General features: G+C 59.9%; 16 protein-coding genes. 5 read left to right on the top strand and 11 right to left on the bottom strand.

Going from position 1 to position 20,902, the window contains the following annotated elements:
- The first annotated feature begins 7 nt into the window (after nucleotides 1-7).
- Nucleotides 8-3,055, top strand: coding sequence for a membrane-targeted effector domain-containing toxin (locus IB245_RS19900; RefSeq protein ID WP_192228445.1), 3,048 nt, complete (start codon nucleotides 8-10; stop codon nucleotides 3,053-3,055).
- A 70-nt stretch (nucleotides 3,056-3,125) separates the two neighbouring features.
- Here the strand turns inward: IB245_RS19900 and guaA are convergent, their stop codons facing one another.
- From guaA to IB245_RS19880, 4 genes are all read right to left on the bottom strand, one after another.
- Nucleotides 3,126-4,703 (bottom strand): glutamine-hydrolyzing GMP synthase, encoded by a 1,578-nt coding sequence (guaA, locus tag IB245_RS19895; protein ID WP_008025547.1) that lies wholly within the window; start codon nucleotides 4,701-4,703, stop codon nucleotides 3,126-3,128.
- A 100-nt stretch (nucleotides 4,704-4,803) separates the two neighbouring features.
- A complete protein-coding gene (gene guaB, locus IB245_RS19890; protein ID WP_008042411.1) occupies nucleotides 4,804-6,273 on the bottom strand; it encodes an IMP dehydrogenase in 1,470 nt (489 codons plus the stop codon).
- 209 nt (nucleotides 6,274-6,482) lie between these two features.
- Entirely contained in the window at nucleotides 6,483-7,031 is a 549-nt protein-coding gene (locus tag IB245_RS19885; RefSeq protein ID WP_008042413.1) for a hypothetical protein, read from the bottom strand.
- Nucleotides 7,032-7,193: 162 nt separating this feature from the next.
- A complete protein-coding gene (locus IB245_RS19880) occupies nucleotides 7,194-7,961 on the bottom strand; it encodes a sulfite exporter TauE/SafE family protein (protein WP_008042415.1) in 768 nt (255 codons plus the stop codon).
- Between the two features lie 100 nt (nucleotides 7,962-8,061).
- Here IB245_RS19880 and IB245_RS19875 point away from each other — a divergent pair, with 100 nt between their 5' ends.
- From IB245_RS19875 to IB245_RS19865, 3 genes are all read left to right on the top strand, one after another.
- Nucleotides 8,062-9,009, top strand: coding sequence for a LysR family transcriptional regulator (locus IB245_RS19875; RefSeq protein WP_192228444.1), 948 nt, complete (start codon nucleotides 8,062-8,064; stop codon nucleotides 9,007-9,009).
- A gap of 77 nt (nucleotides 9,010-9,086) precedes the next feature.
- On the top strand, nucleotides 9,087-10,466 hold the full coding sequence (gene xseA, locus IB245_RS19870) for an exodeoxyribonuclease VII large subunit (RefSeq protein WP_192228535.1): 1,380 nt from the start codon (nucleotides 9,087-9,089) through the stop codon (nucleotides 10,464-10,466).
- A 3-nt stretch (nucleotides 10,467-10,469) separates the two neighbouring features.
- On the top strand, nucleotides 10,470-11,291 hold the full coding sequence (locus tag IB245_RS19865; RefSeq protein WP_192228443.1) for a M23 family metallopeptidase: 822 nt from the start codon (nucleotides 10,470-10,472) through the stop codon (nucleotides 11,289-11,291).
- Between the two features lie 126 nt (nucleotides 11,292-11,417).
- Here the strand turns inward: IB245_RS19865 and IB245_RS19860 are convergent, their stop codons facing one another.
- On the bottom strand, nucleotides 11,418-11,774 hold the full coding sequence (locus tag IB245_RS19860) for a hypothetical protein (protein WP_192228442.1): 357 nt from the start codon (nucleotides 11,772-11,774) through the stop codon (nucleotides 11,418-11,420).
- A 388-nt stretch (nucleotides 11,775-12,162) separates the two neighbouring features.
- Here IB245_RS19860 and leuA point away from each other — a divergent pair, with 388 nt between their 5' ends.
- Nucleotides 12,163-13,842, top strand: a complete 1,680-nt coding sequence (gene leuA / locus IB245_RS19855; protein WP_008025530.1) for a 2-isopropylmalate synthase — start codon at nucleotides 12,163-12,165, stop codon at nucleotides 13,840-13,842.
- A gap of 192 nt (nucleotides 13,843-14,034) precedes the next feature.
- Here leuA and IB245_RS19850 read toward each other — a convergent pair whose 3' ends face one another.
- The 6 genes from IB245_RS19850 to hisS all read right to left on the bottom strand — a co-directional run bounded on the left by IB245_RS19850 (nucleotide 14,035) and on the right by hisS (nucleotide 20,899).
- Complete coding sequence (locus IB245_RS19850; protein ID WP_192228441.1) at nucleotides 14,035-14,826, bottom strand: amidohydrolase; 792 nt, start codon at nucleotides 14,824-14,826, stop codon at nucleotides 14,035-14,037.
- A complete protein-coding gene (locus IB245_RS19845; protein WP_192228440.1) occupies nucleotides 14,814-15,962 on the bottom strand; it encodes a pyridoxal phosphate-dependent aminotransferase in 1,149 nt (382 codons plus the stop codon). Before IB245_RS19845 ends, IB245_RS19850 begins: the two co-directional genes overlap by 13 nt.
- 210 nt (nucleotides 15,963-16,172) lie before the next feature.
- A complete protein-coding gene (gene der / locus IB245_RS19840) occupies nucleotides 16,173-17,642 on the bottom strand; it encodes a ribosome biogenesis GTPase Der (protein WP_008025521.1) in 1,470 nt (489 codons plus the stop codon).
- 139 nt (nucleotides 17,643-17,781) lie between these two features.
- Nucleotides 17,782-18,933: an outer membrane protein assembly factor BamB gene (gene bamB, locus IB245_RS19835; RefSeq protein WP_032828591.1), complete on the bottom strand. Its 1,152-nt coding sequence runs from the start codon at nucleotides 18,931-18,933 to the stop codon at nucleotides 17,782-17,784.
- Nucleotides 18,926-19,567: a tetratricopeptide repeat protein gene (locus IB245_RS19830; RefSeq protein ID WP_192228439.1), complete on the bottom strand. Its 642-nt coding sequence runs from the start codon at nucleotides 19,565-19,567 to the stop codon at nucleotides 18,926-18,928. The genes bamB and IB245_RS19830 overlap by 8 nt, the downstream gene beginning before the upstream one ends.
- A 42-nt stretch (nucleotides 19,568-19,609) precedes the next feature.
- On the bottom strand, nucleotides 19,610-20,899 hold the full coding sequence (hisS, locus tag IB245_RS19825; protein WP_008042422.1) for a histidine--tRNA ligase: 1,290 nt from the start codon (nucleotides 20,897-20,899) through the stop codon (nucleotides 19,610-19,612).
- Nucleotides 20,900-20,902 lie beyond the last annotated feature (3 nt).

Below are 20,902 nucleotides of genomic sequence, written 5' to 3'. Positions count from 1 at the left end.
CGAGAGCATGTCCACCGAACAAAACACCCCCGCATCAAGCAATGCCGCCGATCAGGAAACACTCAGACTCATTGCGCCGGTCGTTGTGACAGCCTGCCCCGGTTTGCAGGAGGAAGCCCATGCGGTCGCCAGTGAAATCCTGCAAAAACACGGCATCACCCACCTGGACCCGGATCAGGTCTGGTGGCATCGCTTCAACAATGTCTCGGCCAGCAGCACCAAGGCTTTTCTGGGTTGGGAGCACGCGCCCAAACCCAGTGAATCTTTAACCCTGACGCAACTGGTGATCCATCGGTACCGCGTGACCGACCAGGACGACGCCCTCGAACTGGACAGCAATGGCGGTTTTTACACGGCGGATGCGAACGCCAGTATTTACAACGAAACCAATGAAGTGCGGATGTACCCCAGGCAGGTGCTCGCGGACCTGTGGGAGAAAAACCTCAGTCAACGCTACCTGGATAAGCTGAATGCATTCTGGGCCAGCCATTTTGATGACTACCGCACACTGGCCAAATGTAACTACCTCAGCAAAGCCGTGGAGGCGCGGCAAAGCGGGCAACTCGAAGAGGAGGATTTCCAGACCGTCATCAGGGCCGTCATCGGTGGCGCGTCCTGGCCGATCACCTTGGCTACCCTGAAAGCGCAAACCGCTGCGCCTGCGGATCTTCGTGTTTGCGCGCTGGATGTCGCAGGGCATGTCGCCACCGATATTCTGCGCATTGTTGAGCCCAACGGCCGGCAGATCACCTACGTTCCCGGCGCTGCAGAACCCTTCCATGTGCATCCGACAGTGACGGACATGCACTGGTGGATGCTGCTGCAAATGAACGAAGAGCAGCCCCGTACCGAATTCATGACTCATTTCCCGATGCCGGTTCGCAAGGAGGTCCACGACAACATCACCCCGCTGATGAACCAACTGGTCGGCACCTGGGGCAAGTACGACCACCATTTGATCAATCAAAAAGACATCACCATTAGTGGTGATGTGTTCACTTGGCAGAGCCGGGCCGTCCAGCACACCATGCTGGAAGAGGCTGACCTGACGCTGGTGACCAATGGGCAGATGCGCAAACAGCTTTGGCTCGGTTATCTCACCGCCGCACTCCATGTTTTCGGCCCATTGGCGGTGCTTGGCTGGCCGATCGCATTGCCGGTGATCGGGGCCAGCATTGCGGCGATGGGGTTGAACATCGACAAAGCGGTGAATGGCAAAACAGCGGCAGAACGCAAGGCCGGCATCATCGGCGCGGTGCTCGATGGCATCAATGTGCTGTTCAATATTCCGCTGCTCAAGGAAGCCAGTGTGTTGGACGAAGCTGCGGCTGAGGCGGCAGAAGCGGTCGAGATGGCGGACTTGAACAAGACGCTTGATCCGGAAGAAACCGTCGACACTCAAGAGCCGCAGTCACCTGATGAATTAGAGGACGTCACCTTCCAACCTGGAGAATTTCCAGGCCAACCTGATGAAACCGCGCAAGCGTTTGAAGTGCCGGAGCATTGGCAAAGCAACGAAATCCTCGAAAGCTACCCGATGGCCACCAACGGAAAATTCCAGAGTGTCTACACACTCGATTCACAACCCTCCAACGCCATCCTGATCAACGAGCAGGCTTACTTCGTACGTTTCGAAGCAGACGCCAATGGTGGTGGAACATGGGCCATCATTGATCCGCAGAACCCGAATGCCTTTACGGGTTCGATTCCCGTACGCCTGAATGCCGAAGGTGAATGGGAGCTGGCGCCGAAAAGCGGGTTGAAGGGTGGCGGCAAAGGCCCCAGCAAGCTCGTTCCCGGCCCCTCCCGACCCACTGCCCCAGTGCCGCCCAAAGTGAATGATCACGCGCACTTGACCCGATACGATGCCCCCAACGGTCGCTCGTTGAACTTCCTGGCGCTGGGAAAACAGGAAACCCATATAAAAGTCGTCAACATGTCTGGTGGGCAAATCAGAGGGGTCTCCCCCTACGAAGAGTTTGTTGCCGGACGTCGCACGGTACTGGTCAGGGATGCAACCGGATTCCAGATGCCCAAGGACTTTTTCGCCTCGCTGCCTCCCCGCCCGGTCCAGCCCGTTATCACGCCATCCACGACGGTTACCGAACTCATCGAGAAGGTATTCGACATAGCGCCGGGGCTGGTGGTCGGTGAAAGTCAGGATCGCATCGCCAGTATGCGGTTCCTGATCGAGAACATGCCGACGCTGGCCAGGCGAGGCGTCAAGACGATCTACATGCATCGTTTGCTCAACGACTTCAATCAAGTCGATCTGAACAACTTCGCCGAGACCGGAAAGATGCATGGCATGCTGGAGAAATACCTGAAACAGCTGCCAGGCGATCCTGCGGGACAGTTCACGCCGCTGGAGGTTGTCAAAACAGCCCAACAGAACGGCATTCGCATCCAGGCCACTGACTGCCTCGCAAGTTACCGCTATGAAGACTCGACCATGACCGCCCTATCACGGCAGTCCATCAAGACTTACCTCACCCACACCATCATGCAGGCCACCCAAGCCCGTAGCGGCGGTGGAAAATGGCTGGTGCTCACGGACCAGGAAAGTACCAACACATTCAGGGGATTGGCCGGCATCAGCGAAACCGAGGGAGGCATCGGTTTGCGCATCGAAGAAGTGCGACCCGATCAGACTCTACACCTGGACATCGACGATGGCATCGAAATCGGCCATGGCATAGCGGGGACAACTGGCCCGATGCGCGGCAATTTCAACACCCTGTATGCCGACATCAGCCTGCAGATGCCGACGCCGTTCATTCAACGAACGCCCGAGCAGATCAATAAACTGCTGTTCCGCCAAGGCATGTTCACCATCGACAAGTCGGAAGAAACCCTCACGCTGATCCATCGCAGCCGCACTGGCCAGATTGTGCGAACACCAATTGAGCGAACGATGGATAACGGCTATCGGCTCAACCGCCCTGCCTGGGTCGGCATACATCAGGTCACCTACGCGAATCTGCCCAGCCTCGCTCACGCACTCAACCGCATGGGCCTGACACTGGAAGGACGCCTGCCCGCTGTAGCGGCCTGATGCAAAAAGGCCCCGTGAACTCACATTCACGGGGCCTTTCAGGTGTTACAGGCGATCAGTCAGACCGGGATCATTCCCACTCGATGGTCGCTGGCGGCTTGCTCGACACGTCGTAAGTGACGCGGGAGATGCCTTCGATTTCATTGATGATGCGGCCGCTGACGGTTTCCAGCAGTTCGTAAGGCAGGTGAGCCCAACGCGCTGTCATGAAGTCGATGGTTTCCACGGCACGCAGGGCCACGACCCAGGCGTAACGACGGCCATCGCCTACAACGCCAACCGATTTCACCGGCTGGAACACCACGAACGCCTGGCTGACTTTGTGGTACCAGTCGGCCTTGCGCAGTTCTTCGATGAAGATGTGGTCGGCGCGACGCAGCAGGTCAGCGTATTCCTTCTTCACTTCACCAAGGATCCGCACACCCAGGCCCGGGCCCGGGAACGGGTGACGGTAGACCATGTCGTACGGCAGGCCGAGTTCCAGGCCCAGACGACGGACTTCGTCCTTGAACAGCTCGCGCAGCGGTTCAACCAGCTTGAGGTTCATTTCTTCCGGCAGGCCGCCCACGTTGTGGTGCGACTTGATCACGTGCGCCTTGCCGCTTTTCGCGCCAGCCGACTCGATCACGTCCGGGTAGATGGTGCCTTGGGCGAGGTACTTGATGTTGTCCAGTTTGTTGGACTGGGCATCAAAGACGTCGATGAAGGTACGACCGATGATCTTGCGCTTCTTCTCTGGATCGCTTTCGCCAGCCAGGTTGTTCAGGAACTGGTCTTCAGCGTTGGCGCGGATCACCTTGACGCCCATGTTCTCGGCGAACATGGCCATCACTTGCTCGCCTTCGTGCAGACGCAGCAGGCCGTTGTCGACGAAGACGCAGGTCAGCTGGTCGCCAATGGCTTTGTGCAGCAGCGCGGCAACCACCGAGGAGTCAACGCCGCCGGACAGGCCGAGCAAGACGTTGTCGGTGCCGACCTGGGCGCGAACCTGGGCGATGGCGTCTTCAGCGATCTTCGACGGCGTCCACAGCGCTTCGCAGCCGCAGATCTCGAGGATGAAGCGCGACAGGATGCGACCGCCCTGCTTGGTGTGGGTCACTTCCGGGTGGAACTGCACGCCGTAGTAGCGCAGGTCATCGTTGAACATGCCGGCAATCGGGCAGCTCGGGGTGCTGGCCAGGATGTGGAAGTCCTGCGGCATTTTGGTGACCTTGTCACCGTGGCTCATCCACACGTCGAGGCCGAACAGGCCGTCGGCGTCGATGTGGTCTTCGATGCCGTCCAGCAGCTGGCTCTTGCCGACTACGTCGACACGGGCATAACCGAATTCACGCAGTTCGGAACCTTCGACCTTGCCACCCAGCTGTTCAGCCATGGTCTGCATGCCGTAGCAGATGCCGAAGACCGGAACGCCCAGGTCAAACACCGCTTGCGGGCAGCGAGGGCTGTTGGCTTCGTGCACGGACTCGGGACCGCCAGCGAGAATGACGCCTTTTGGAGCGAATTCGCGAATCGCTTCGTCGTCCATGTCGAACGGATGCAGTTCGCAGTACACACCGATTTCACGCACGCGGCGGGCGATCAGCTGGGTGTACTGGGAACCGAAGTCGAGGATCAGGATGCGGTGGGCGTGAATGTCGAGGGCCATGATTCAGTCTCGTCTAAGTAATTCAGAAACAGTCGTGATTCAGAAACAACTCGGGGCTGAATCGAACAGCCCCGGGTTACTTAACGTTTTGCTTGAAGGCTCAACCTACGCGGTAGTTTGGCGCTTCTTTGGTGATCTGTACGTCGTGAACGTGGGACTCGGCCATGCCAGCGCCGGTGATCCGCACGAACTCAGGCTTGGTGCGCATTTCTTCGATGTCGGCACTGCCGGTGTAGCCCATCGAGGAACGCAGGCCGCCCATCAGTTGATGGATGATCGCGCTCAGGGTGCCCTTGTACGGAACACGCCCTTCGATGCCTTCCGGAACCAGTTTCTCGGCGCCTGCCGAGGAGTCCTGGAAGTAACGGTCGGAGGAACCTTGAGCCTGGGACATGGCGCCCAGCGAACCCATGCCACGGTAAGCCTTGTACGAACGCCCCTGGAACAGTTCGATCTCGCCTGGCGCTTCTTCAGTACCGGCGAACATCGAGCCCATCATCACGCAGGAAGCACCGGCTACGATGGCCTTGGACAGGTCACCGGAGAAACGGATGCCGCCGTCGGCGATCAACGGAACACCAGTGCCTTCAAGGGCAGCGGCGACGTTGGCGATGGCACTGATTTGCGGGACGCCGACACCGGCGACAATACGGGTGGTGCAGATCGAGCCAGGGCCGATACCGACCTTGACTGCATCAGCGCCAGCTTCGGCCAGGGCCTTGGCGGCAGCGCCGGTGGCGATGTTGCCGCCGATGACCTGCACTTCAGGGAAATTCTGTTTGACCCAGCGAACGCGGTCGATCACACCTTTGGAGTGACCGTGAGCGGTGTCGACCACCACCACGTCAACGCCGGCATTGACCAGCGCGGCAACGCGGTCACCGGTGTCTTTACCGGTGCCGACCGCAGCGCCTACGCGCAGACGACCTTGATCGTCCTTGCTGGCCAGCGGGTAAGCCTTGGCTTTTTCGATGTCTTTGACGGTCATCATGCCTTTGAGGGCAAACTTGTCGTCGACGATCAGGACTTTTTCCAGGCGGTGCTTGTGCAGCAACTCGCGGACTTCGTTCTTGTTGGCGCCTTCACGGACGGTGACCAGACGCTCTTTAGGCGTCATCACTTCACGTACGGTGGCTTCCAGACGGGTTTCGAAGCGCACGTCACGGGAAGTGACGATGCCGACCAGGTCGCCATCGTGCAGTACCGGAACGCCGGAGATATTGTGCATGCGGGTCAGTTCGAACAGATCACGAACCGTGGCGTCAGCCTCGATGGTGATCGGATCCTTGACGACGCCGGCTTCGAACTTCTTGACCTTGCGAACTTCGGCAGCTTGCTGCTCGATGGTCATGTTCTTGTGGATAATGCCGATGCCACCTTCCTGAGCCATGGCGATTGCCAGACGGGCTTCAGTAACGGTGTCCATGGCGGCAGAAACCAGAGGAATGTTCAGCTCGATGCCACGGGTAAGGCGGGTCTTGAGACTGACTTCGTTAGGAAGCACCTCGGAATAACCGGGCACTAGGAGAATGTCGTCGAATGTCAGAGCTTCTTGGCTGATACGCAGCATCGCGGGGGCTCCCGAGCGGGAAAATGGAAGCGCGCCATTATAGTCAGACACCCCCTCGGGTTCAATGTAAAACTCTGTCTATTATCGATGCGGTGATCGACGGGGGGTTGGAACGCAAATCCTGTAGGAGCGAGGCTTGCCCGCGAAGGTGTCATCACTGGCGCCAAAAGCTTCGCGGGCAAGCCTCGCTCCTACGGTTACGGCTTCACTTACAGTTCGACTTTCACCCAACTAACCGGCTGATCCAGCCAATCGGCAAACTCATCGATAAAGCTCTGCTTGAACCCGGCCTCGGCCCAGTTGTTGAAAATGAACCCCAGGTTGGAAAACCCGCATTCCTGCAGGAACAGAAAACCATTGATGTCATCTTCATGCCCGCATTCGGGACAGGTGAAGTTATCGGTACGCCCCGGCATCCAGTCTTCGAGGCTTTCGAACAGCGCTTCGCCGATTTCCTTGCGGCACTCGGCGCAACCCGCCTCCCCCAGAAAACCTTTGGCCGGCGTATAAATGCAGCGTTTGGTAATGATCTCCAGGCCATTGACCGGCTCGCCGAACGGCAGCGCATCCGGGTGCAGCACCACGGCGCGGGCACCGTCGGCGATCGCGTGGCCCATGCGGTTGCCGGTTCGGCCGCAAGTGGTCAGCTCTTCCTTGATGATGTCCTTGCGCACCAGCCACCGCACGACCGCCCGGGCCCGGGGTTCGTGTACCGGCAGCGTGGAGATTTTCGGGACGATGATGCTTTGGGAATTCATGGGTGCAAGCCTGCTGCGTCAAATGGATATTCTGCGGTGTGCCGTCCTACGCCTTCGCGGGCAAGCCTCGCTCCTACAGGTTCTGCGCCTGCCTTTGTAGGAGCGAGGCTTGCCCGCGAAGGCGTCCGAGCGGGCGGCAGCTTAATCCCTGACACTCTGAGGTCAAGTACTCAAATACCGCCCGATCAACGCAATCCCGCTGGCCAGCACCAACCAGGTCACCAGCCGCACAAACGCCTCGCGGGACAATCGCATGGTCAACCGCCGGCCGACCCACAACCCCAGCGCCATGGCCGGCAACAAACACAGCGCCAGTACCAACAAGGGTAGCTCGGCATACACACCCGCGACAGCAAACAGGCTCAGGCGCACCACGGTGCTGCAACTGATCAGCGCACTCTGGGTGGCCCGCGCCGCGTCTTTCGGCAACCGACTGTTCAAATAGATCGCATATAAAAAGCCGCCACTGCCAAACAACGCCCCGAACATCCCGCCCACCGTGCCCATCGGCACTGCCCAGGCGGCAGACAACTGCGTCGGCCGGGTTTTGACCCACAGGCTGTAAACCGCATAGACGCTGATAAACAGCCCCATCAACAGCAGCAACACGTCGGATTTCAGGTTCAGCAAAAAGATGACCCCCAGCGTGCAACCCACCGCCATGCACGGCAACAGCCGCAGCAACTCAGGCCTGGCCACATCCCGCCGCGAGGGCAGCAGATTGCCGAACGCCGCGACGAAATCCAGCAGCACCAGCAACGGCACGATCTTCGACAGCGGCATGAACACAATCAGAATCGGCCCCGCCACCAACGCAGTGCCGAACCCGGCGATACCAAACACGATGTACGCCAGGGCGATGGCCAGGCCGATCACCAACCAATCCGTCGCGCCGAATGGCCATTGGTGTAACAACTCCAGCACGTTCATCTGCACGCCTTTATCAAATACCTGTGATGACTTTAGCCAGCGCCGAGCCTTGCGACTAATATCTTCAAAGCCGACCTCTCATCTCAAAAAGGCATGACTCGTGCTTTCAACCCGTCAATTGCGTTACTTCGTGGAAATCGCCGAGTGCGGCAGCTTCAGTGCAGCCGCTGAGCGTTTGTTTGTTGCGCAGTCAGCCTTGAGCCGGCAGATCAAGGACATGGAAACCCGCCTGCAAACCCCGCTGTTCGAACGCACGGCGCGCCAGCCGCGACTGACCGCCGCTGGCGAGGCGTTCTTGCCGCGCGCCAGAAACCTGCTGAACGAACTGACCAAGGCCAGTGAAATGGCCACCCAAGTGGGCAACGGGCAACTGGGCACCTTGCGCCTGAGTCACTCCAGCACCGTGCCCATGAGTGGTCGCCTGCTACGGGGTATCAGTGCTTATCTGGACCAGCAGGCCGGCGTGTCCATGGAGATCGTCAAGCTGTCTTCCGAAGCGCAGCTTGAAGCGTTGGTCGACAATCGACTTGATGTCGGACTGCTGCGCCTGCCGGTGTTGCGCCAGCGTGAAGGCGTGCAGATTGTTCCTTTGTATAGCGAACGATTGCTGCTGGCCGTTCCACCCAATCATCGGCTGGTTGTGGATAAGTCCGCTCAGGGCATCGATCTGGCGCAGTTGAAGGATGAAGCCTTTATCTCCATCCCTCACCCGCAGCGCGGCGGTTTGAGTTATCTGTCCGCCGAGCTGTGCATGCGCCAGGGATTTTTCCCGAAGGCGGCGCGGGTGGTCTCGCGCAAAACCACGCAACTGCAATTGATCCAGGCCGGATTCGGCATCGCGCTGCTGCCGGAGTCGATGCAGGACATCGCGCCACCCGACATTCATTTCCTGCCCTTGGCCGACCCGGATTGCCACAGCACCGTCGCCCTCGCCTGCCGGCAGAATCCCACGGCGCTGATTCAACACTTCATAAATGTCTGCATAGACCATTGTGGGAGCGAGCCTGCTCGCGATAGCGGTTTAACATTCAATAGCACTGTCGACTGACACACTGCCATCGCGAGCAGGCTCGCTCCTACAGGGGATCGTGCATTCGGTTGGAGAATGCCTTTATCATGCGCCCCATGATTAAAGATCCCTTTGCAAGACTCGGCCTGGACCGTGAAGTCCTGACTGTCAGCCAGCTCAACGGCCGCGCGCGGGTGTTGCTCGAAGACGTGTTCAGCAATATCTGGGTCGAAGGCGAAATCTCCAACCTCGCCCGCCCGGCGTCCGGCCACGTGTACTTCACCCTCAAGGACAGCGGCGCCCAAGTGCGTTGCGCATTGTTCCGGCAGAACGCGGCGCGGGTTCGTCAGGCGCTGAAGGATGGCCTGGCGGTCAAGGTGCGCGGCAAGGTTTCGCTATTCGAAGGCCGTGGCGACTATCAGCTGATTCTCGACACCGTCGAGCCGGCCGGTGACGGTGCGCTGCGCCTCGCCTTCGATGCCTTGAAGGAAAAACTCAGCGCCGAAGGCCTGTTCAGCGCCGAGCGCAAAGTGCCGCTGCCGGCGCATCCGCAGCGCATCGGCATCATCAGTTCGCCGACCGGCGCGGTGATCCGCGACATCATCAGCGTGTTCCGCCGTCGCGCACTGCAGATCCAGCTGACGCTGATCCCCACCGCCGTGCAGGGCCGTGAAGCGACGGCGCAGATTGTCCGCGCGTTGAAACTGGCGGACGCCCGTGGTTTCGATGCATTGATCCTGGCCCGTGGCGGCGGCTCGCTGGAAGACCTCTGGTGTTTCAACGAAGAAGCCGTGGCCCGTGCCGTGGATGCTTGCGTGACGCCGATTGTCAGCGCCGTCGGCCATGAAACCGATGTATCGATCAGTGATTTCGTGGCCGACGTTCGCGCCCCGACGCCGTCCGCCGCCGCTGAACTGCTGGCGCCGGATTCCAGCGACCTGGTGCGTCGGGTCGAAAGCCTGCACCGTCGGCTGGTGATGCGCATGCTCGACCGTTTGATGCGTGATCGCCTGCGTCTGGAAGGCATCTCTCGTCGCTTGCGCCATCCCGGTGAACGTCTGCGCCAACAGGCGCAACGTCTGGATGATCTGGACATGCGCATGCGCCGCGCCTTCGAACGCAGCCTCAACACCCGTCGCGAACGGCTGATCCGCCTGGAAACCCGCCTCGCCGGGCAACATCCGGGGCGGCAACTGGCGATGTTGCGTCAGCGCCTCGACAGCCTCGCCGAACGCCTGCCTCGGGCCATGCGCGAAGGGCTCAAATCCCGTCGTCTGCAACTGCAAAGCCAGGTGCAGACCCTGCACGTGGTCAGCCCTTTGGCGACCCTCGGCCGTGGCTACAGCATTTTGCTGGACGAGCGCGGCAACGCGATCCGCAACGCCGCGCAAACCCACAACGGCCAGCGCCTCAAAGCCAAACTGGGTGAAGGCGAACTGCAAGTGCGGGTCGAAGACAATCACCTGACGCCTGTCACCCTTTCTTTACTGGATTGATCCATGCCGCGTTTTTTAGCTTCGCTGCTGTTGCTGTGCCTGACCTTCAACGCCCACGCTGACAGCTACATCACCCGCCTGTTGAACAAACCGGTTCCGGGGGGCGTGGCGGTGGTGGATCTGGGCAGCTCTGCCCAGGCGCCAAAAGCCAGCTATCAGGGCAAACCGGTGCTGGTGGTCAAGGAACAGGACAATTGGCTGGCGATTGTCGGTGTGCCGTTGACCGTCAAACCGGGTGCCCAGTCCATCAGCAGTGGCGGACGCAACCTGAGTTTCACCGTTGGCAACAAGAAGTATCCGGAACAGCGCATCACGTTGAAAAACACTCAACAGGTCAACCCGGACCCGGACAATCTCAAGCGCATCGAGCGCGAACTGGCCGAGCAGATTGCCGCGTACCGCACGTTCAGCCCGAATACGCCGAGCAACCTGCTGCTGGACAAACCGGTCAACGGCCCGCTGTCGAGCAAGTTCGGCGTGCGCCGTTTCTTCAATGGTGAAGAGCGCAATCCCCACTCAGGCCTGGATTTCGCCGTGGGCGCTGGCACGCCGATCAAGACCCCGGCGGCGGGCAAGGTGATTTTGATCGGTAACTACTTCTTTAACGGCAACACGGTGTTTGTCGACCATGGGCAGGGCTTTATCAGCATGTTCTGCCACATGTCGAAGATCGATGTGAAGGTCGGGCAGCAACTGGCTCGTGGTGGTGTGGTTGGCAAGGTCGGTTCGACTGGACGGGCGACCGGTCCGCACATGCACTGGAATGTCAGCCTGAATGATGCGCGGGTGGATCCGGCGATTTTCATAGGCGCGTTTCAACCTTGAATCTTCGCTGAAGCGAATGGCCATTTCGCGGGCAAGCCTCGCTCCTACAGGAGTTCACGCAATTACTGTAGGAGCGAGCGGTGCGGCGACCCGACTTGCCCGCGAAGGCGGTATCACTGACGCCAATTATTCCGCGTCCAGGTCCTCTATCCCATGGACCTCTCGATCCGCCAGGCAGTGTTTGACCCACTCCTGCGTCTCCACTGAAAACCAGCTCAACTCCTCTGCCGTGATCAATTCCCGCGCACACAACCCAAGCAAGTGCGAGCGGGCTTCATGACGCGAAAACCTGAAAACACCAAACGCCCAATACAGTTCCTTTTGCCCGGCTTTCAGCAGCTCCTCGCTGGCATCTATTCGTTCGTAGGGCGCGTTGCTCTTATCCAGCAGCGCTTTTTCGACATCCGACAAAATCCGCTCGCACATCCGCTCATGTGCCACCGGCCGTAACACGCAATACTGCTTCCAGTCAGACTCGTTCATCGCCGACTCCTGAATGCCAGTCGAGGCTTTAAGAATAGCCCGACTGTCAGCGCCCGGTGCTCAAACCATCAATTGCGCATCGCTTGAGGCTCGCGCAAAAAACCAAACAATCACGGGGACTCACAGCAATAAAATCTCGATAAATACGCGCTAGCGAGTATTCCTCTCAATTTTTTTCGACTGCTTGCCATCCTTCACCCTCGCGGTTAGGGTTGAAGACATGAAAACCTCTCACACCCTCATTCAGCTTCGCCAGCACCGCAGCCTGTGCCTCGTCAGCGCACGACTGCCGGGCTGAATCGCGACGCCTCGTTTTACGCTTTTCCCCAAGAACTTTTGATCCACCGGCAGGCCGCCTTTTTTCGGCCCACACAATAAGGATTTCCCGATGAGCATGCTCAAAGACCCGTCTTCGAAATACCGCGCGTTCCCGACCATCGACATTCCGGACCGCACCTGGCCGTCGAAGACCATCACCGCCGCGCCGATCTGGTGCAGCTCCGACTTGCGCGACGGCAACCAGTCGCTGATCGAGCCGATGGACGCGGTCAAGAAGCTGCGTTTCTGGAAAACCCTCGTACAGGTTGGCGTGAAAGAAATCGAAGCGTCCTTCCCGGCTGCGTCGCAAACCGACTTCGACTTCGTGCGTACCCTGATCGAAGGCAACCACATCCCGGACGACACCACCATTCAGGTGCTGACCCAGGGCCGTGAAGACCTGATCGAGCGCACCTTCGAATCCCTGCGCGGGGCGAAGAAAGCCATCGTTCACCTGTACAACGCGACCTCCCCTTCCTTCCGCCGCATTGTCTTCAACCAGGACAAGGACGGGATCAAGGCCATCGCCGTGAACGCCGCCAAGCTGTTCGTCAAATACGCGGCCCAGCAGCCGGACACGCAGTGGACCTTCGAATACTCGCCGGAAACCTTCAGCGCCACCGAGCTGGAATTTGCCAAGGAAGTCTGCGACGCAGTCATCGAAGTCTGGAACCCGACGCCTGAGCACAAGGTGATCCTCAACCTGCCGGCCACCGTCGAATGCGCGACCCCGAACATCTATGCCGACCAGATCGAATGGTTCGGCCGCCACATCAATCGTCGTGACAGCGTGATCATCAGCCTGCACACCCACAACGACCGTGGCACTGGCGTGGCCGCTACCGAGCTGGGCCTGATGGCGGGTGCGGACCGTGTCGAAGGCTGCCTGTTCGGCAACGGCGAGCGTACCGGCAACGTCGACCTGGTCACCGTGGCACTGAACCTCTACACCCAGGGCATCCACCCTGAGCTCGATTTCTCGGACATCGACGGCGTGCGCAAAGTCGTCGAAGAATGCAACCAGATCCAGGTGCACCCGCGTCACCCGTACGTCGGCGACCTGGTTCACACCGCGTTCTCCGGCTCCCACCAGGATGCCATCCGCAAGGGCTTCGCCCAGCAGAAACCGGACGCCCTGTGGGAAGTGCCGTACTTGCCGATCGACCCGGCCGACATCGGCCGCAGCTACGAGGCGGTGATCCGCGTCAACAGCCAGTCGGGCAAGGGCGGCATCGCTTACCTGCTGGAACAGGAATACGGCATCAGCTTGCCGCGCCGCATGCAGATCGAGTTCAGCCAGGTCGTGCAGCGTGAAACCGATCGTCTGGGCCTCGAAATGACCGCCCAGCAGATCCACGCGTTGCTGCACAGCGAGTACTTGCAGGCCAACACCCCGTACGCGCTGGTCAGCCATCGCCTGCAGGAAGAAAACGGTCACAGCGCCGTGGAAGTGGAAGTCTCCGGCAAGGGCCAGGGCGAAACCAACCTGCACTGGCGCGGCAAAGGCAACGGCGCGCTGGAAGCGCTGGTGGCCGGTCTGCCGATTCCGGTGGAGATCATGGACTACAACGAGCACGCGATCGGTGCGGGCACCAACGCCAAGGCCGCGGCCTACATCGAACTGCGTGTGGAAGGCCAACGTGCGGTGCACGGTGTGGGCATCGATGAAAACATCACCACCGCCAGCTTCAAGGCCCTGTTCAGCGCGCTGAACCGCTCGCTGAGCCAGCCGGAAGCGAAAGCGGCGTAAGCCTTCGCTGCAATGCAAAAGGCCCCTTGGTGAAAACCTTGGGGCCTTTTTGTTTGCCTGCGTTTTGTGGTGGCTGCTATGACCCCTTCGCGAGCAAGCCCGCTCCCACAGTAGACCGCGTAGGTCAGAACAACTCGGTCAACTGTGGGAGCGGGCTTGCTCGCGAAGGGGCCAGATCAGGCAGCGAAAATTTCAGGTGAATTCAAACGTGTCAGCATCCAGATTCGCCGGAAACCGCGTGCGATAAGCCGCCAGTTCCGCCGCATCCAGAACAACCTGAAACACCCCGTCCGCCTCACCGGCGCTGAGCAATGTCTCGCCCTGAAAATCCAGGACCTGACTGTCGCCGGTATAGGCAAAGCCTTTCCCGTCAGTGCCGATGCGATTCACCGCCGCCACATAGCACAGGTTTTCGATCGCCCGCGCCGGCAACAAACGGTTCCAGTGCTGGCGCCGCGCACCCGGCCAGTTGGCGGTGTACAGCAAAAGGTCTGTGTCCTGGGCATCGCGGCTCCACACCGGGAAACGCAGGTCGTAGCAAATCAGCGGTCGGACGCGCCAGCCTTTGAGCTCGAACTGCACCTGGCGCTCGCCCGGCGTGTAGTGATTGTGCTCGCCGGCCATACGGAACAAGTGGCGCTTGTCGTAATGCCAGACTTCACCGTCCGGCCGCGCCCACAACAGGCGATTGCGATGGCTGCCATCAGCGGCCTGAACGATGATGCTGCCGGTGATCACCGCATCGAGTTTTGCCGCCTGGACGCGCAGCCATTTGCTGGTGGGACCGTTTTCCGCCTCGGCAAGCGTCTCGGACTCCATGGAAAAACCGGTGGTGAACATCTCCGGCAGGATGATCAGGTCCGCGCCGCGAGCCTGCTCCAGCAGTTGCTCGAAATGCTCCAGATTGGCCTGGCGGTCGTGCCAGGCCAGGGTTGTCTGGATCAGCGCGATGGTCAGATTCGGCAATGCACTCAGATCACGCATAGTTTTGCCGCTGCTTCACACAGGGTCTCCTCGCGTTTGGCGAAGCACAGGCGCACCAGGCGCTGGCCTTCGGGTGGCGTCTGGTAGAACACCGAGATCGGGATGCTCGCCACGCCGTGTTCGCGGGTCATCCACAGCGCCATCTCGACATCGTTGAGGTCGGGACGGATCTGCGAGTAATCGACCAACTGGAAATAGGTGCCGGTGACGCGGGTGAAACTGAAACGCGATGGCGTCAGCAAGTCGCAGAACAGATCGCGCTTGGCCTGGTAGAAGCCCGGCAATTCTTCGACGTGTTCAGGATGCTCCGCCATGTAATCAGCCAAGGCGTATTGCAAGGGGGTTACGCCGCAAAAATTGACGTACTGGTGCACCTTGCGCAGCTCTGCCGACAAGGCCGGTGGCGCGACCACGTAGCCGGTTTTCCAGCCGGTGACGTGGTACGTCTTGCCGAAGGAGCTGACCACGAAGGCGCGCTGATACAGCTCTTCATGGGCCAGCACACTGACATGGGGCACACCGTCGTAGACCAGGTGCTCGTAGACCTCATCGCTGATCACATAGATGTCGCGGTCACGGATCAACGCCGCCAGTTGGTCCAGCTCGGCACGGTTGATCAGTGCGCCGCTGGGATTGTGCGGGGTATTGAGGATGATCATCCGCGTGCGCGGACTCAGCGCCTGGGCGAGCTTTTCGAAATCGATGCTGAAGTCGTCCAGCCCCAGTTGCACGTGAACGCAACGGCCACCGGCCAGCTGGACCGAGGGCTCGTAACTGTCATAGGCCGGATCAAACACGATGACTTCGTCACCGTTGTGGATAACGGCCTGAATGGCGCAAAAAATCGCCTCAGTCGCACCGGGAGTCACGGTCACTTCGCTGTCCGCATCGACGGTGACGCCATAGCTGCGGGCAATTTTCGCCACGATCTGCTGACGCAGTACCGGCAGGCCGGTCATCGGCGAGTACTGGTTATGGCCATTGGCAATGTGCCGACCCACCGCATCGCACAAGGCTTGCGGGGCATCGAAATCGGGGAAACCCTGTGACAGGTTGATCGCCCCGGTTTGCGCCGCGAGCTGAGACATCTGCGTGAAGATAGTGATGCCGACATTCGGCAGCTTACTGGTGATCATCGGTGATTCCCTGCTCTACACCCGGCTCTAACGGCGGCGCGGGAGAGCCCGAGGATAGCCAAACGGCGCCCATAAAAAAAGGGCACTCTGGTGAGTACCCTTTTTACTGCCGAACCCTGTAGGAGCCGGCTTGCTGGCGATAGTGTCACCACGGTGTTTCAGATGAACCGCGTTGATGCCATCGCCAGCAAGCCGGCTCCTACAGAGGCATCAGCGCTTGTCGCGGCGCTTCTTGTCGGCTTTCTTGTGGTGCGACATCAAGCGACGCTTCTTGTTGACCTGACGGTCAGTGAGCGAGTTCTTGTTGCCTTCGTACGGGTTCTCGCCGCCCTTGAACTCGATGCGGATCGGCGTACCGACCAGTTTCAAGACACGACGGTAAGTGTTTTCCAGGTAACGCACGTAAGACTTCGGCACCTTCTCGATCTGGTTACCGTGAATCACGATGATCGGCGGGTTGGCACCACCCAAGTGCGCATAACGCAGCTTGATCCGGCGGTTGTTGACCATCGGTGGCGCGTGCTCGCCAACCGCATCTTCCAGAATCTGGGTCAGGCGGTTGGTCGGCCAGCGGGTGACCGCGGACTTGAACGAGTTCTGTACGGAAGCGTAGAGGTTGCCCACGCCCGTGCCGTGCAGTGCCGAGATGAAGTGGATGTCGGCGTAGTCAACGAAGAACAGTCGACGTTGCAGCTCGACCTTCACGAAGTCACGCTCGCTCGGCGTCATGCCGTCCCACTTGTTGATCGCGATGACCAGCGCACGACCCGACTCAATGGCGAAGCCCAGCAGGTTGAGGTCGTGGTCCACCACGCCTTCGCGGGCGTCCATCACGAAGATCACCACGTTGGCGTCTTTGATCGCTTGCAGGGTTTTGACCACGGAGAATTTTTCGACTTCTTCGTGGATCTTGCCGCGCTTGCGCACACCGGCGGTGTCGATCAGCGTGTACTTCTCGTCGTTACGCTCGAACGGGATGTAGATACTGTCGCGGGTAGTGCCGGGTTGGTCGTACACGATGACCCGGTCTTCACCGAGCATGCGGTTGACCAGGGTCGACTTGCCGACGTTCGGGCGGCCGATGATGGCGATCTTGATCCCGTCTTTTTCGCTTGGGCCAGGAATGCGCTTGGCTTCCTCGCCTTCGGCAACGTCCTCTTCCTCGCCTTCTTCCAGCTCTTCTTCGTCTTTCGGGAAGTCGCTCAGGGCGATTTCCAGCATCTGGGTGATGCCACGACCATGAGCACCGGCGATCGGGATCGCGTGGCCCATGCCCAACGGGGCGAATTCGGCGCGGGCCATTTCAGGGTCGATGTTGTCGACCTTGTTGGCAACCACGTACGAACGCTTGTTACGTTTGCGCAAATGCTCGGCGATCATCTGGTCGGCGGCGGTGAAACCGGCCTTGGCATCTACCAGGAACAGAACGACATCGGCTTCTTCAATGGCCAGCAGCGACTGCTCGGCCATTTTTTCGTCCATACCATGCTCGTCACCGGAGATACCGCCGGTGTCGACCAGAATGTAGGAACGCCCTTGCCACTTGGCCTCACCGTATTGGCGATCACGGGTCAGACCGGACAAGTCGCCGACGATGGCGTCGCGAGTCCTGGTCAGGCGGTTGAACAAGGTGGACTTGCCGACGTTCGGTCGGCCCACCAGGGCGATTACGGGAACCATGCGGCTCTCCACTTCGTTATTTCAGAAAATACAAAAGCCGCTGCGAGGCAGCGGCTGGTGCTCGGGGCAGCGTTTAAAAACGCTGCGAGCCCCGCAGAACGGGGCCGCTTGGGGGTTAACCCCAAGCATAGTCAAAACATTACTTGATGGTCAGGGCTTCCAGTTTGCCGCTGTTGCCATAAAGATAAATCGTGTCACCCACCACCAGCGGACGGGCACGCAGGCCGTCGCTGTCGATGCGTTCGCGGCCGACAAAGCGACCGTCCACCTGGCTCAGCAGGTGCACATAGCCTTCCATGTCACCGACTGCAACATAGCTGGAGAACACTTCCGGAGCCGACAGTTGACGGCGAGCCAGCGAGTCGTTGCTCCACAAGGCTGTGGTGGAACGCTCGTCAACGCCTTCAACGGTGCCCGAAGCCAGGCTCACGTACACAGTGCCGAAGCCCTGCGCAACGCCGGCATAGCTGGAAGCATCACGCTGCCAGAGCTGACGACCGCTTTCCAGGTCCAGTGCCGCAACGCGACCCTGATAGCTGGCGACGTACAAGGTACCGCCGGACAGCAGCAGGCCACCGTCGATATCGACAACGCGCTCCAGCTCCGAACGACCTTGTGGGATCGCAACTCGCTGTTCCCACACCGGCACGCCGTTGGAAATATCGAGCGCAACCACTTTACCGGTCGACAGGCCAGCCACCGCAAGGCGGTTGGTCACGATCGGCGCACTGGTGCCACGCAGGGTCAGGACCGCAGGCGTGCTGTCATACAACCAGCGCTGGTTGCCGGTGGAGGCATCCAGACCGATCAGACGGTCATCCTGAGTCTGAACGACCACCACGTCACCGTTGTTGGCCGGCGGCGCGAGAACTTCACTGGACACGCGAGCGCGCCATTTCTCTTCACCGTTGGTGGCGTCCATCGCAACGATTTCGCCCTTGGTCGTACCGATCACGAGCAGGCCATAACCTACGCCAACGGCGCCGGAAACAGGCAGTTCGAGGTCTTTCTTCCATTTGACGTCGCCATTGCTGCGATCCATCGCCATCACCACGCCAGTGACGTCGGCGGCATAGATGGTATCGCCATCGATCGCCGGAACCAGCATGTTGTAGGTTTCGCCCTGACCGTCACCGATCGAACGACTCCACTGCTTTTGCAGGACCACTTCTTCTTTGAAGTCGACCAGCTCGGCAGGCGGCAATTCTTTTTTGCTGTTGCTGCTGCAACCCGCGGCCAAAACGGCCAGAGCCAGCAATGCTGCATGTTTCCAACGGATCACGTCACGCATCCCCTTTGGCCAGATCGTCCAACTTGATTTGTAGGCCACCGACTGCCGCTTCATCCGACAGTGCCGCCTTGGCTTTTTGATACGCAGCGTGCGCTTCGTCAGTACGACCCAACTGCACCAGCAGGTCGCCCTTGAGTTCTTCGCGGGTGGCGAGGAATGCTTTATCGGCATCACCTTCGAGCAGTTTCAGGGCTTCATCGACCTTGTTCTGCGCGGCCAGTACCTGCGCCAGGCGCTGACGGGCGATTTCGCCCAGTGCCGGGTTGGCCGGTTTGGCAACGATGGCTTTCAGCTCGGTGGCAGCGTCGTCCAGCTTGCCGCTGTCGACCGCGACTTTCGCCACGAACAGGCTGCCGTACTGCGCGTAGGCGCTGCCGCCAAATTCGCTGTTGAGCTTGCCGGCCAGGTCCGAAACACGGGCAGCATCAGGCTTGCCGTTGGGCGTCAGCGTGGTTTCGAGCAATTGCTGATAGAGCATCGAGGCGCCTTGCGACTGATTGCTCTGATACTTTTGAAAGGCCTGCCAGCCGAACACGATGACCAGCGCCAACAGGCCGCCAGTGACCAGGGGCTTGCCGTTGCGTGTCCACCAGTCCTTCAAATCCGCCAGCTGTTCGTCTTCGGTACTCGACACCCCAATACTCCTTAATCGCTAAATCGGCTGTTTATGACAGCTTCAACCCTGCACGACGCAGGTGGCCAGGTGTGCAGCAAGCGCATCCCAGGCAATGCTTTGTTGTTCGCCCTGGCCACGCAGGGGTTTGAAACCTACCACTTGCTGGGCCATTTCGTCGTCACCGAGGATCAGCGCATACAGCGCACCGCTCTTGTCGGCCTTCTTGAATTGACTTTTGAAGCTGCCGGCGCCGGCATTGATCTGCAGACGCAGGTTGGGCAACTGATCGCGCACCTTCTCGCTCAACGTCAGGGCCGCCAGCTCGGCAGCCTCGCCGAATGCGCAGAGATAGACGTCGACCTGACGGGAGATCTCTTCCGGGATCTGCTCCAGGGTTTCAAGCAGCAGCACCAGACGCTCGATGCCCATGGCGAAACCAACGCCCGGGGTCGGCTTGCCGCCCATCTGTTCCACCAGACCGTCGTAGCGGCCGCCGGCACACACGGTGCCTTGAGCGCCCAACTTGTCGGTGACCCACTCGAAAACCGTCTTGCTGTAGTAATCCAGCCCGCGTACCAGCTTCGGGTTGATCACGTAAGGAATACCGGCGGCGTCCAGGCGAGCCTTGAGGCCCTCGAAGTGCACGCGGGATTCGTCGTCGAGGTAGTCGGCCATTTTCGGCGCATCGACCAGGATCGCTTGAGTGTCGGCGTTCTTGGTGTCCAGAACGCGCAGCGGGTTGGTCTTCAGACGGCGCTGGCTGTCTTCGTCGAGCTTGTCCAGGTGAGCGGACAGGAACTCGACCAGCGCTTCGCGATAACGACCACGGGATTCGCTGGTGCCCAGGCTGTTGAGCTCGAGCTTGACCGCATCACGGATGCCCAGCTCGCCCCACAGGCGCCAGGTCAGCACGATCAGCTCGGCGTCGATGTCCGGACCGTCGAGGTTGAACACTTCGACACCGATCTGGTGGAACTGGCGATAACGGCCTTTCTGCGGACGTTCGTGGCGGAACATCGGGCCGATGTACCAGAGTTTCTGCACCTGGCCGCCGCCAGTGATGCCGTGCTCGAGCACCGCACGCACGCAAGCCGCCGTGCCTTCAGGGCGCAGGGTCAGCGAATCACCGTTACGGTCTTCGAAGGTGTACATCTCTTTTTCGACGATGTCGGTCACTTCACCGATCGAGCGCTTGAACAGCTCGGTGAACTCGACGATCGGCATGCGGATCTGCTTGTAACCGTAGTTATCCAGCAGACGCGAAACGGTGCCCTCGAAATGACGCCACAGGGGAGTCTGTTCGGGCAGGATGTCGTTCATGCCACGAATGGCTTGCAGAGACTTGCTCACTTT

It is taken from the genome of Pseudomonas sp. PDM02 (assembly GCF_014852285.1).
GTDB classification, from domain to species: domain Bacteria; phylum Pseudomonadota; class Gammaproteobacteria; order Pseudomonadales; family Pseudomonadaceae; genus Aquipseudomonas; species Aquipseudomonas migulae.
The sequence above is the reverse complement of the archived record's forward strand: the minus strand, read 5'-3'. Positions and strand labels throughout refer to the sequence as shown.